The organism is Stenotrophomonas sp. YJH_SMC_10 (genome assembly GCF_059371555.1).
The window spans coordinates 70,423-82,909 of sequence record NZ_JCAFUS010000012.1 but is presented as its reverse complement, the minus strand read 5'-3'; the positions used below and the strand labels follow the sequence as shown (position 1 = coordinate 82,909).

The window sequence follows — 12,487 nt, the reverse complement described above, 5'->3', positions numbered from 1 at the left end:
TATCGGGAACGCTGCCCGCGTGCCGGGCCCGTCCCCTGGAGATCTGCCGTGACCGTTGCCAACCCCCTGCTCGATTTTTCCGGCCTGCCGCGCTTCGAGGCGATCCGCCCCGAGCACGTGGCGCCGGCGCTGGACGTGCTGCTGGCCGAGGCCGAAGCCGCCGTCAGCGCGGCCGAGCAGGTGCAGCCGGTCACCTGGCAGACCTTCGTGACCCCGCTGGACGATGCCACCGAGCGCCTGTGGCGCGCCTGGGGGCTGGTCGGTCACCTGCAGGGTGTGGTCAACACGCCCGAACTGCGTGAGGCCTACAACAGCAATCTGCCGCGGGTGACCCGCTTCGCCAGTGCGCTGGGCCAGAACCTGGCGCTGTATCGCCAATACCAGGCACTGGCCGCCAGCCCGGAGGCAGCACGCTTCGATGAAGCCCGGCGCAAGGTGCTGGACAACACGCTGCGTGACTTCCGGCTGGGCGGTGCCGAGCTGGCGCCGGAGGCGCAGCAGCGTTTCGCTGCGATCAAGGAGGAACTGTCGGCGCTGTCGGCCAAGTTCTCGCAGAACGTGCTCGACGCCACCGATGCATGGTCGCTGTTCATCGAGGACGAAGCGCGGCTGCAGGGCCTGCCGGAAGACGTGAAGGCCGCCGCGCGCGCTGCGGCAGAGAAGGACGGCAGGACCGGCTGGAAACTGACCCTGCAGATGCCGTGCTACCTGCCGGTGCAGACCTGGGCCGAAGACCGCGACCTGCGCGAGATCCTGTACCGCGCCAGCGCGCAGCGTGCGTCCGAGTTCGGCGACGAGGCCCTGGACAACAGTGGCAACATCGACCGCATTCTGTCCCTGCGCGCCGAACTGGCCGCGTTGCTCGGCTTCGATTCGTACGGCCATTACTCGGTGGCGACCAAGATGGCGCAGGACCCGGCCGAAGTGCTTGGCTTCCTGCGCGACCTGGCCGCGCGTGCCAAGCCGTTCGCGGCCCGCGACCGGGCCGAGCTGGAGCAGTTCGCACGCGCGCAGCTGGGCATCGACGACCTGCAGGCCTGGGACCTGGCGTTCGCCGCCGACCGCCTGAAGCAGGCGCGTTACAGCTATTCCGAGCAGGAAGTGAAGCAGTACTTCACCGAACCGAAGGTGCTGGGCGGCCTGTTCTCGGTGATCGAGCAGCTGTATGGCCTGCATGTGCAGGAGGACAGCGCGCCGGTCTGGCACGAAGACGTGCGCTTCTTCCGCCTGGTCGATGCGCAGGGCGCGCTGGTCGGCCAGTTCTACCTGGACCTGTACGCACGCGAGGGCAAGCGCGGTGGCGCGTGGATGGATGACTGCCGCAACCGTCGCGTGCGCGCCGACGGCAGCGTGCAGACGCCGCTGGTCTACCTGGTGTGCAACTTCGGACGTGGCGCCAACGGCAAGCCGGCCACCTTCAGCCACAACGAAGTGACCACGCTGTTCCACGAGATGGGCCATGGCCTGCACCAGCTGCTGACCCGCATCGGCGAGCTGGGCGTGGCCGGGATCAATGGCGTGGAATGGGATGCAGTGGAACTGCCCAGCCAGTTCATGGAGAACTTCTGCTGGGAATGGGCGCACCTGCAGGGCATGACCGCGCACGTGGACACGGGCGAGCCGCTGCCGCGCGCGCTGTATGAGCGCATGCTGGCCGCGCGCAACTTCCACAGCGGCATGGCCACCGTGCGCCAGCTGGAGTTCGGCCTGTTCGACATGCTGCTGCACAGCCAGTTCGAACCGGCACAGGACAGCGTGCTGGCCCTGCTGGACCGCGTGCGCGCCGAGGTGGCGGTGAACCACCCGCCGGTCTGGAACCGCTTCCCGCACCAGTTCAGCCACATCTTCGCCGGCGGTTACGCGGCCGGTTACTACAGCTACAAGTGGGCCGAGGTGCTCAGTGCCGACGCCTATGCCGCGTTCGAGGAAGCCCCGCAGGCAGTGGCCGAAACCGGCGCACGCTTCCGCGATGAAATCCTGTCGCGGGGTGGCAGCCGTCCGGCGGCGGAGAACTTCAAGGCCTTCCGCGGTCGTGCCCCGCAGATCGACGCGCTGCTGCGCCACTCGGGCATGGCGTAAACCCTCAGTGTGGCGGGGCCAACCCTGGTTGGCACGTCACCGTTATCCACGCAGGGCGTGGACCCACCGGAATGCCGGCCAGCGGCCGGCACTACCGGAGGCGGGTCATTCGGCGTAGATCATCTTCCGGGTCATGCCGCCGTCGACGATGAAATCCTGGCCGGTGCTGAAGCCGGACAGCGAGGACAGCAGGTACACCGCCAGCGCACCGATGTCCTCGGGGCGGCCGACACGACCGACCGGGTGCTGTGCGTGGTCGATGGCCGAGTACGCGGGCGCGTGGCGGCGCGAAGGCGCCTGCCACGCCGTCGTACCGATCCAGCCGGGGCTGATGCTGTTGACCCGCACCGCCGGGCCGGCACTGATCGCCAGCGCATGGGTGAAGGCGACCAGCCCGCCCTTGGCTGCGGCGTAGGCTTCGCTGTGCGCTTCGGACTGCCAGGCCCGGGTGGAGGCGATGTTGATGATCGCGCCCGCAGCGTTCGCCGACAGCGCCGGCAGCGCGTGCTTGCTGCACAGGAAGGCACCGTGCAGCGACGACAGGCGGCGCTGCCATTCCTCCCAGTCCATGTCCTGCAGCAGCGTGCCGTGCGGTGCGGCGATGCCGGCATTGTTGACCAGTCCATCGATGCGGCCGAAACGCTGCAGCGCGGCCGCGACGAAACCGCGCACGCTGGCTTCGTCCATGATGTCCAGGCGCTGGAACGCGGCGTCATCGCCGCGCTGCCATTCGTCCAGGCAGGCCTGCCCTGCGTCCACGTCGAGGTCGCCGATCAGCACGCGGCCGCCTGCACCGAGCACGGACTGGGCAATGCCACGGCCGATGCCGTTGGCGCCGCCGGTGACCAGCACCACCTTGCCCGACAGCGGCGCGGCCGGCCATGGGGCAATCGATGGCACCGTGCTCACGTCAGGTCCTCGCCACGCAGGCGGCGGTGCCAGCCGTCCACGCCGATGCGGTCGAGGGTCTGGATGTTGCGCTCGACGATCACGTCCGGGTCCGGATAGACGTCCACCGCGCGCGCCACGCTGTCTTCGCGCAGCAGGTGCAGGGTGGGGAAGGGGGAACGGTTGGTGTAGTTGCTGGCATCGTCCGCCGCCACGCCTTCGAACTGGTAGTCCGGGTGGAAGCTGGCCACCTGCAGGATGCCCTGCAGGTCCAGCGCCTCGATGGCCGCGTCGGCGTTGTCGAGGAAATCGTTGTAGTCGAGGAAGTCGGTCAGCACCTGCGGGTGCACGATCAGCGTGGTATCGATCTGCTCGGCCGGCGTATCGCGCAGCAGCACCAGCTCCTCGGCCAGCTGCTCAACCAGCGCTTCGGGCGTGGTCGCATCGCTGAGCACGATGCGGACCTGCTCCTTCACATATACCGCCTTGGCGAACGGGCACAGGTTCAGGCCGATGACGATGCGCTCCAGCCACAGGCGGGTGGCGGCGATCGGGTCATCGGTGGGCAGGGGGGAATCGGTCATGGCGGGCACGTCGGCTGGCGGGGCCGCCCATTGTAGGCGTGTGCCGCCACGCGCCGTTCACTGTGCAGGAACTGGACAGCGGCGATGCTGGAAATCCCCGCCACGTCAATCCCTTGCAGGCCACCGGCGGATGGCGGATTGCCTGCCGACGGCGGTGGGCGTGGAATGGACGCACGACACAGGAGGACACCCATGACTGCAACTTCCCCGTGGCTGCCGGATGCGCTCTGGTCCGGCACCTTCTTTGATGGCCGTTGGCAGGCCGCCGTGCAGCGGCAGCCGGTGATCGAGCCGGCCACCGGCCGGACGCTCGGCGAGATCGGCCTGGCCGACCCGGCGCAGGTCGCGCGTTCGGCAGCCGCTGCGGCGCAGGCCCAGCAGGCCTGGGCCGCGGCTCCCTATGAGCAGCGCGCACAGGTGCTGCGCACCGCCGCGCGGCTGGCCGAGGAGAATATCGACACCTTGGTTGAATGGCTGGTCCGCGAAAGCGGATCGACCCGCCTGAAGGCCGGCTTCGAGGCCAATGTGACCGTCAAGGCGCTGCACGAGGCCGCCGCATTGCCGTCGCGCAGTGTCGGCGAGATCCTGCCCTCCGAACCCGGCCGCCTGAACCTGGCGCGGCGTCGCCCGCTGGGCGTGGTCGGCGTCATTTCACCGTTCAATTTTCCACTGTATCTGGCGATGCGCGCGGTGGCCCCGGCGATCGCGCTGGGCAATGCGGTGGTGCTCAAGCCGGACCCACGCACGGCGGTATGTGGTGGCGCGGTGATTGCCCGCCTGTTCGAGCAGGCCGGCTTGCCCGCGGGCGTCCTGCACGTGCTGCCGGGGGACGGCGCCGCCGGCGCCGCACTGACCAGCGATCCGAACGTGGCGATGATCCAGTTCACCGGCTCCACCGCGGCCGGGCGCAAGGTCGGAGAAGCCGCAGGCCGGCACCTGAAGAAGGTTTCGCTGGAGCTGGGCGGCAAGAATTCGCTGATCATTCTTGATGACGCCGATCTCGAGCTGGCGGTGGCCAATACGGCATGGGGCGTCTACCTGCACCAGGGACAGATCTGCATGGCCACCGGCCGCGTGCTGGTGCACAGGAAGATCCATGATGCGTTCCTGCAGAAGCTGGTGGCCAAAGCGGCGTCGCTGAAGGTGGGGGATCCGGCGCGCGAAGACGTGGCGATCGGCCCGTTGATCAATGCCGGCCAGCGCGACCATGCCGTGCGCGTGGTCGAGCAGGCGGTGCAGGCCGGCGCTTCGCTGGAAGCCGGTGGCACGTACCACGATCTGTTTTTCGCACCGACCGTGCTCGGCAACGTCGACGCCGGCAATCCCGCGTTCAACGAAGAGATCTTCGCGCCGGTCGCCGTGGTGGTGCCGTTCGACGACGACGACCACGCCGTGCAGCTGGCAAACAACAGCGAGTACGGGCTGTCGATGGCCATCGTCTCCAGCGATGTCGGTCGCGCGCTGAAGCTGGGTGAGCGCCTGCGCACCGGCCTGCTGCACATCAACGACCAGACGGTGAATGACGAGGTGATCAATCCCTTCGGCGGCGTGGGTGCGTCCGGCAACGGCACCAGCATCGGCGGCCCGGCCAACGGGGAAGAATTCACCCAGTGGCAGTGGTTGACCGTCAAGGGCGAAGCGCCCGCCTACCCGATCTGATCCAGGAGGACCTACGCATGAACAACGACGCTGCATCCCGTGAGATCACCGCTGCCGTTGTGCGCGGCAAGGAACAGCCGTTCGTCATCGAGCAGGCCACGCTGCGTGGCGTGCAGGATGACGAAGTACGGGTGAAAGTGGTGGCCGCCGGCCTGTGCCACACCGACCTGATCGTGCGCGACCAGTACTACCCGGTGCCATTGCCGGCTGTGCTCGGCCACGAAGGTGCCGGCATCGTCGAAGCGGTCGGGCCCAACGTCAAGGCGCTGCAGGTGGGTGACCACGTGGTGCTGACCTATGGTGCCTGCGGCCACTGCAATCCCTGCCGCGGCGGTCACGGCGCCTACTGCCGCGACTTCTTCGCATTGAATTTCGGTGGCGACGATGGCCACGGCCATACCGCGATCACCGATGCGCACGGCCAGCCGCTGCACGACCACTTCTTTGCACAGTCCTCGTTCGCCACCTATGCGCTGGCGCGCGAGATCAACGCGATCAAGGTGCCCGACGATGCGCCACTGGAACTGCTCGGCCCGCTGGGCTGTGGCATCCAGACCGGCGCCGGTGCGGTGCTCAATGCACTGCAGGTACGGTCCGGCAGCAGCTTCGCCAGCTACGGTGCCGGTGCGGTCGGGCTGAGCGCGGTGATGGCGGCCAAGGTGGCCGGCGCCACCACCATCATCGCCGTCGATGTGGTGCCCTCGCGCCTGGAACTGGCGCTGGAGCTGGGGGCCACGCACGTGGTCAACAGTCGCGAGACTGACGTGGTCGAGGCGGTGCGTGCGATCACCGGCGGCGGGGCCGACTACGCGCTGGAATCGACCGGGCGCCCGGAGGTGCTTTCAGCCGGGATCGAGGCGCTCGGCGGACGGGGCATGATGGGCGTGGTGGGTGCGCCGAAGCTGGGCACAACTGCCAGCTTCGATGTCAACAACCTGCTGCTGGGGGGCCGCAGCATCCGTGGCATCGTCGAGGGCGACAGCGTGCCGCAGGTGTTCATTCCGCAGCTGGTGGCCCTGTTCCAGCAGGGACGCTTCCCGTTCGACAAGCTGGTGAAGTTCTATCCGCTGGAACAGATCAACCAGGCCGCCGAAGACAGCACCCGTGGCATCACGCTGAAGCCGATCCTGCGCATCGCCGCATGAAACGATGCGTTGCCGCGGCGCCTGGTTCGCCGCGGCAACGCAGGTGTACCCTCGGTAGCCGTGGCCGCGTCGGCCACCGGCGGAGGGCGCAGGTGATGATGGCCACGACAGTCGGGCAACAGCAGGTGGTGGCGGCGCGTGCCGCCTTCGCCGAGGGCGATGCGCAGTCATTGCAGCTGTTGCCGTTGCCCCTGCAGCGGTCGTGGCAGCGCTCCCGTGCGGCGGGCCTGCAGCCGGGACAGGAGCCTTGCTATCCACCGCTGCTGGGTGACGGCCGCCACCTGTCCCATCCCGATGACCGGCGCCTGGCGGGCTGCGTGCGGCCCGAGCTCGAACAGCTGTGGGCCGCGTTCGGTGGGCGCGGCTGGACGATGTTCTGCGCCAACCGCGATGGCATGGTGATCGCGCAGCAGGCGCATGGCCTGGAAGACGCGCCCCTGCTGCGGCCGATCCAGGTCGGGCGGCGGCTCGGCGAGAGCGTGATCGGCACCACCGCACCGGCGGTCAGCCTGGCCGACGACCTGCCTGCGCTGGTGCGTGGCAACGAGCACTACCTGCAGCGTTTCGCCCCGGTGTTCTGCCTGAGTGAGCCGCTGCATGATCCCGATGGCCGGGTCTGTGGGGCGATCGACATTACCGGCCTGGGCGAGCGGGATCCGTCCTTGCTGCAGGGCTATTTCCGGCAGGCGGCGCTGGCCAGCGAGAATCGCCTGTTCAGTGCGCTGGCCGACGTCCACCTGCTGGCGGTGCAGCATGATCCGCGCTGGTTGCTGTCGCCGCTGCAGGGGCTGCTGGCAGTGCAGGAGGATGGCCAGCTGCGCGCGGCCAACCGCGTTGCGCGGCGCCTGCTGGGCCTGCCCAGGCGCGGGCCGTTGCCCTTGCTGGACCTGGGCGTGCTGTTTGCCGGCGCCAGTGCGGCACAGCGGCGCCGCCTGCTGCAACCCGGTGCACCGCATCGGGTCCGGCTGGGCGAGGGCAGTGCGGTCTACCTGCAGCATCTGCAGGGGCCGCGGTGCGCGGCGCGGCGCGGTACGCCGCGCCGTGCCAGCAACACCACCGGTACGCCACTGCTGCGTCAGCAGCAGCGCGAGGCGGCACGCCGCGCGGCGCAGGCCGCGGACGGCAATCTCAGCCTGGCTGCGCGCCAGCTGGGGATCTCGCGCACCACGCTGTACAAGCTGCTGCGCGATTGACGCGGGGATCGCCGGGCACGGCCCGGCGGATCGATCAGTCGCGGAAGTTGTTGAACTGCAGCGGTAGTTCGAACTTGCCGGCTTTCAGTACTGCGATGGCCTCCTGCAGATCGTCGCGCTTCTTGCCCTGCACGCGCAGCTTGTCGCCGTTGATCTGGCTTTCCACCTTCAGCTTGGCGTCCTTCAGTGCAGCGGCGATCTTCTTGGCGATCTTCTGCTCGATGCCCTGCTTGACGGTGATCTTCTGCCGGGCCTGGGCCAGGTTGGTCTCGATGTCACCGAACTCCAGGCTGAGCACGTCGATGCCGCGCGCGGCCAGGCGTGCGCGCAGGATGTCGTTCATCTGCTTGAGCTGGAACTCGGTCGGCGCGGTCTGGTTGATCACATCGCCGTCGCGTTCGAACCGGGCATCCACGCCCTTGAAGTCGAAGCGGGTGCTCAGTTCGCGGTTGGCCTGGTCGATGGCGTTGGTCAGTTCGTGGGTGTCGACTTCGGACACGACGTCGAAGGAAGGCATGGGCGATGCTCCGCAGGATTCAGTGGCGACCATTCTATCGCGAGGGCCCGCATGCCCGTGTTCTGCAGAAGGCGACGACCGGGCGATAATGGGCCATGAACGTGCAACGCTCCCCTTCGCGTGCGGTGGCCTGGATGGTCGCTGCGGTCGCCTGTTTCTCGCTGATGGACGCTGGCATGAAGCAGCTGTCGGCCAGCTACCCCACCCTGGAAGTGACCTTCCTGCGCGGCGCGGCCTCGTTGCCGTTCGTGCTGGTGTGGGTGCTGGCCAGCGCGGGGCCGCGTTCGCTGGTGCCGCGCCGCTGGGGCCTGCACCTGCTGCGCGGGGCGCTGGGCATGGCGATGATCGGCTGCTTCGTGTTCGCCCTGCGCGACCTGCCGCTGTCCACCGCCTACACCATCTACTTCGTCGCTCCGCTGCTGATCGCCGCCTTGTCGGTGCCGCTGCTGGGCGAGCGGGTCGGGCCGCGGCGCTGGGTCGCCATCGGCATCGGCCTGGTCGGCGTGCTGGTGGTGCTGCGTCCGGGCGTGGACGGCTTCATTTCGGTGCCCGGCCTGATGGTGCTGGCGGCGGCAACCGCCTATGCCGTGGCGGCGATCACGGTCAGCCTGCTGACCCGCACCGATACCTCGCAGTCGATGGTGGTGTGGTTCCTGGTCATCATGGCCATCGGTGCCGGCCTGCTGTCCATTCCCGGCTGGGTGCCGCTGCAGCTGGCGCATGCACCGCTGATCGCCGGCATGGGCCTGGCCGGGGCCCTGGGCCAGATCGCCCTGACCAAGGCCTTCCAGCTGGGCGAGGCCTCGATGATCGCGCCGCTGGAGTACAGCGGGCTGGTCTGGGTGATCGGCTGGGACCTGGCCTTCTGGGGCCAGCTGCCCGACGGCTATACCTGGGTGGGCGCCGCGATCATCGTCGCCTCCGGTCTGTACCTGCTGCACCGCGAGCGGGTGAACCGGCAGGAGCCGCCGAAGCCGCTGGATCATCCCTGAGCCGGTTGGGCCAGGGAATGCGGTCAGAGCCCCTGCGGGGATCCGACCCCGGCGAATGCGCCGGCGCGGGCGGCTTAGAACCAAAAGGAATAACATTCTGGCCCATGGCGCGGGCGCGCGACGGCCTGCGCTGGTAGGCTGCACGCCCCCTTCCGTCACCCAGCCGGTGAGCCACGCCCGTGATCGAGTTCCAGCGCCTGCACAAATCCTATGCCGTTGCCGGCCGCGAAGTCAGCGCGCTGCAACCGCTGGACCTGACCATCGAAGCCGGTGAGGTATTCGGCATCATCGGCCATTCCGGCGCCGGCAAATCGACCCTGATCCGCATGATCAACCGGCTGGAAGAACCCAGTGGCGGGCGGTTGCTGATCGGCGGCGAGGATGTCACCGCGCTGGACGCGGACGGCCTGCGCGCGCTGCGCCGGCGCATCGGCATGATCTTCCAGCACTTCAACCTTCTGTCCTCGCGCACCGTGGCCGGCAATGTCGCCTTCCCGCTGGAGCTGGCCGGGACGCCGAAGGCGGAGATCGATGCGCGCGTTGCCGAACTGCTGCAGACCGTCGGCCTGGAAGCGCATGCGCAGAAGTATCCGGCGCAGCTGTCCGGTGGCCAGAAGCAGCGCGTCGGCATCGCCCGTGCGCTGGCGACCCGCCCGCAGATCCTGCTGTGCGACGAGGCCACCAGTGCGCTCGACCCGCAGACCACTGCATCGGTGCTGTCGCTGCTGTCGAAGATCAACCGCGAGCTCGGCCTGACCATCGTGCTGATCACCCACGAGATGGATGTGATCCGCCGCGTCTGCGACCGCGTCGCCGTGCTCGATGCCGGCCAGATGGTCGAAACCGGACCGGTTACCCGCGTCTTCCTGCACCCGCAGCACCCGACCACGCGCCGGTTCGTCAGCGAGTCGGAGCATGTGGACGAAGGCGCGTTGCACCGCGATTTCGACGTGGTCGGCGGGCGCATCGTGCGCCTGACCTTCCTCGGCGGCGACACCTACGAACCCCTGCTCGGCAGCGTCGCGCGCCAGACCGGGGTCGACTACAACATCCTGTCCGGGCGTATCGACCGGATCAAGGACACCCCGTATGGCCAGCTGGTGGTCGCCCTGGTGGGCGGTGACCAGTCTGCCGCGCAGGCCGCGTTCGTGGCTGCCGGCGTGCATGTTGAGGAGCTGCGTCGATGATCATCGCCACTGCCGGTGGTTTCTTCCGCCATCTGGATGCGGGCAAGTGGGCCGACATCGGCCAGGCGACCCTCGACACCCTGCTGATGCTGCTTGGTTCGCTGCCGCTGACCCTGGTCATCGGCCTGCCGCTGGGCGTGCTGCTGTACCTGTTCGGCGCGCCGCAGATGAAGCGGCGTCCGTTCGCCTACGGTGCGCTGGCGCTGGTGGTGAACCTGTTGCGTTCGGTGCCTTTCATCATCCTGATGATCGTGCTGATCCCGGTCACGCTGTTCCTGATGGGCACCTCGCTGGGCGTGCGCGGTGCGATCGTGCCGCTGGTCATTGGTGCCGCGCCGTTCTACGCGCGCCTGGTCGAGACCGCGCTGCGCGAAGTGGATCGGGGCGTGATCGAGGCGACCCAGGCGATGGGTGCCACCACCTGGCAGCTGGTCACCCGCGTGCTGCTGCCGGAAGCGCGCCCGGGCCTGATTGCCGGTGCGACGGTCACCACCGTGGCCCTGATCGGCTTCACCGCGATGGGCGGTGCGATCGGCTCGGGCGGCCTTGGCGACCTGGCGTTCCGCGATGGTTACCAGCGTTCGCACACCGACGTCGCCCTGGTCACCGTGGTCCTGCTGCTGGTGCTGGTGCAGCTGCTGCAGATGCTCGGCGACCGCCTGGTCGCGCATTACAGCCGCAGATAACAGAGTGCCGGGCGGCGCCCGGCATCGTTCGGGTAGTGCCGGCCGCTGGCCGGCAGCTTGCAGCCTGCAGAGGGTCGACAGGGTGCCTGTCATAGCGCCAGGCTCTGGAAGCCGCCACGCCCATCAGGGATCGATATCGCCAGACTGGGACTGGCAGCACATCGCGTTCCTTGGTATGTTCCGTAAGGCGTAATACGTTTGACGGAATGATCCGTTCATTCCGCTGCAAGCAGACCCGTGCCCTGTTTGAAGGAGCCTGCCCTCGCGCTTGGCGCCCGATACGACGCGCGGCTGAACGTAAACTCCAGCTGCTCGATTCGGCACAGACGCTGGCCTTCCTGCGCAGCCCGCCCGGGAATCGTCTTGAGGCGCTGTCAGGTGATCGGAGAGGACAATACAGCCTCCGCATCAATGATCAGTGGCGGCTCTGTTTCACCTGGACCGACAGCGGCGCCGATGCCGTGGAAATTGTTGACTATCACTGAGGTGCCCGCCATGAAGCGTCCCCACAACGGCATGCGCGCCATCCATCCTGGCGAGATCCTGCGCGAAGAGTTTCTGCTGCCCCTGTCGCTGAGCGTGAATGCGTTGGCGAAGGCGCTGGATGTTCCCGCAACGCGGCTGCACGCCATCGTCCACGGTCAGCGCAGCATCTCGGCGGACACGGCAGCGCGGTTGGCACGGCATTTCGGCGGGGATGCCGCTTCCTGGCTTGCGATGCAGGCGGCCTACGATCTCAAGACGTTGCCAACACGCAGCGAGATCGAACGCCGCGTGCAGCCTCGGGCGGCATGAATCCTGGACGCGCGGCCCCGGATCCGCGCCCACGATCCGGTCAACGCGCGTTCGGTACTTCGTAGCCCAGCTTGCCGACCTGCTCCGGGTGCTGCGGCACGCGCTTGAGCTTGTCGGTGTTTACCCCGTACTCGTCACGCAGGCGCTCGGCCAGCTCCTTGTACAGGGCTTTGTCCATGTCCGGCGTGCGCGAGAAGATCCAGGCCATCTCACGGCCCGGATAACCGATCAGCGCCCACGAGTAATCCGGGGCGACTTCCAGTACCCGCGAATGGGTGGGCACCACGCGGTAGAACCAGGTGCGCCAGCCGTGGTTGCCGCTGTCCGGGTCGACGCTGGCGCGCGCGCGCACTTCCTGCAGCGGTTCGCCGAAGCCATCGCGGTAACGGTAGGTGATGCCGACCTTGTGCGCGTCGCGCAGTTCGTACTCGTTGACGCTGGCCACGTGCCCGCGCTCGATGAAGTTCGGCACGCGGCCGATCACGTACCAGGTGCCCATGAAGCGCTTCAGGTCGATCGGTGCATCCGGATCGGCGGCGCGCGGGACGCTGGCACGGGGTGATGGCGGCTCACCGGCCGCCATGGCGGGACCCGCCAGGGACAGGGCCAGCAACACGGCGCAGAGCGGGCGGATCGAAGTCATGCGGGAGCGGGCTCAGGAGGGCTTTGCCTGAGCATGGTCGACTGAGCGTGCGCGATCCGTCAATGGTGTCGCAACCTGTGAGAAGGGGCTTGCCCAAGCTGTGTTGCATTGTCTACCGG

At 68.2% G+C, this 12,487-nt stretch carries 13 protein-coding genes; 9 read left to right on the top strand and 4 right to left on the bottom strand.

The window, feature by feature from the left end:
- The first annotated feature begins 48 nt into the window (after positions 1-48).
- A complete protein-coding gene (locus AC5P9C_RS15570) occupies positions 49-2,079 on the top strand; it encodes a M3 family metallopeptidase (RefSeq protein WP_074726166.1) in 2,031 nt (676 codons plus the stop codon).
- Positions 2,080-2,184: 105 nt separating this feature from the next.
- On the opposite strand, the gene AC5P9C_RS15565 is transcribed toward AC5P9C_RS15570, so the two are convergent.
- A complete protein-coding gene (locus AC5P9C_RS15565; protein WP_049464650.1) occupies positions 2,185-2,988 on the bottom strand; it encodes an SDR family oxidoreductase in 804 nt (267 codons plus the stop codon).
- Positions 2,985-3,551 carry a DUF1415 domain-containing protein gene (locus AC5P9C_RS15560; RefSeq protein ID WP_049464648.1) on the bottom strand — a complete coding sequence of 189 codons (567 nt, stop codon included), beginning with the start codon at positions 3,549-3,551 and terminating at the stop codon, positions 2,985-2,987. Before AC5P9C_RS15560 ends, AC5P9C_RS15565 begins: the two co-directional genes overlap by 4 nt.
- A gap of 192 nt (positions 3,552-3,743) precedes the next feature.
- Here AC5P9C_RS15560 and AC5P9C_RS15555 point away from each other — a divergent pair, with 192 nt between their 5' ends.
- The 3 genes from AC5P9C_RS15555 (at position 3,744) to AC5P9C_RS15545 (ending at position 7,548) form a co-directional block, all read left to right on the top strand.
- Complete coding sequence (locus AC5P9C_RS15555; RefSeq protein ID WP_074726167.1) at positions 3,744-5,210, top strand: benzaldehyde dehydrogenase; 1,467 nt, start codon at positions 3,744-3,746, stop codon at positions 5,208-5,210.
- Between the two features lie 17 nt (positions 5,211-5,227).
- Positions 5,228-6,355 carry an NAD(P)-dependent alcohol dehydrogenase gene (locus AC5P9C_RS15550; protein WP_053461428.1) on the top strand — a complete coding sequence of 376 codons (1,128 nt, stop codon included), beginning with the start codon at positions 5,228-5,230 and terminating at the stop codon, positions 6,353-6,355.
- Between the two features lie 95 nt (positions 6,356-6,450).
- Positions 6,451-7,548 carry a helix-turn-helix domain-containing protein gene (locus tag AC5P9C_RS15545; protein WP_049464643.1) on the top strand — a complete coding sequence of 366 codons (1,098 nt, stop codon included), beginning with the start codon at positions 6,451-6,453 and terminating at the stop codon, positions 7,546-7,548.
- Positions 7,549-7,582: 34 nt separating this feature from the next.
- Here AC5P9C_RS15545 and AC5P9C_RS15540 read toward each other — a convergent pair whose 3' ends face one another.
- A complete protein-coding gene (locus AC5P9C_RS15540) occupies positions 7,583-8,065 on the bottom strand; it encodes a YajQ family cyclic di-GMP-binding protein (protein WP_049464641.1) in 483 nt (160 codons plus the stop codon).
- Positions 8,066-8,160: 95 nt separating this feature from the next.
- Here AC5P9C_RS15540 and AC5P9C_RS15535 point away from each other — a divergent pair, with 95 nt between their 5' ends.
- From AC5P9C_RS15535 to AC5P9C_RS15515, 5 genes are all read left to right on the top strand, one after another.
- Positions 8,161-9,057 (top strand): DMT family transporter, encoded by an 897-nt coding sequence (locus AC5P9C_RS15535; RefSeq protein WP_014038546.1) that lies wholly within the window; start codon positions 8,161-8,163, stop codon positions 9,055-9,057.
- 179 nt (positions 9,058-9,236) lie between these two features.
- Positions 9,237-10,244 (top strand): methionine ABC transporter ATP-binding protein, encoded by a 1,008-nt coding sequence (locus AC5P9C_RS15530; protein ID WP_010481369.1) that lies wholly within the window; start codon positions 9,237-9,239, stop codon positions 10,242-10,244.
- The gene (locus tag AC5P9C_RS15525) at positions 10,241-10,930 is read left to right on the top strand and encodes a methionine ABC transporter permease (RefSeq protein WP_049464639.1); all 690 of its coding nucleotides are present in this window, start codon (positions 10,241-10,243) and stop codon (positions 10,928-10,930) included. The genes AC5P9C_RS15530 and AC5P9C_RS15525 overlap by 4 nt, the downstream gene beginning before the upstream one ends.
- A gap of 206 nt (positions 10,931-11,136) precedes the next feature.
- Positions 11,137-11,415 (top strand): type II toxin-antitoxin system RelE/ParE family toxin, encoded by a 279-nt coding sequence (locus AC5P9C_RS15520; protein ID WP_080355515.1) that lies wholly within the window; start codon positions 11,137-11,139, stop codon positions 11,413-11,415.
- Positions 11,416-11,425: 10 nt separating this feature from the next.
- A complete protein-coding gene (locus AC5P9C_RS15515; protein ID WP_049439995.1) occupies positions 11,426-11,725 on the top strand; it encodes a HigA family addiction module antitoxin in 300 nt (99 codons plus the stop codon).
- A gap of 40 nt (positions 11,726-11,765) precedes the next feature.
- Here the strand turns inward: AC5P9C_RS15515 and AC5P9C_RS15510 are convergent, their stop codons facing one another.
- Entirely contained in the window at positions 11,766-12,368 is a 603-nt protein-coding gene (locus AC5P9C_RS15510) for a lipocalin family protein (protein ID WP_049464637.1), read from the bottom strand.
- Between the last annotated feature and the right edge of the window lie 119 nt (positions 12,369-12,487).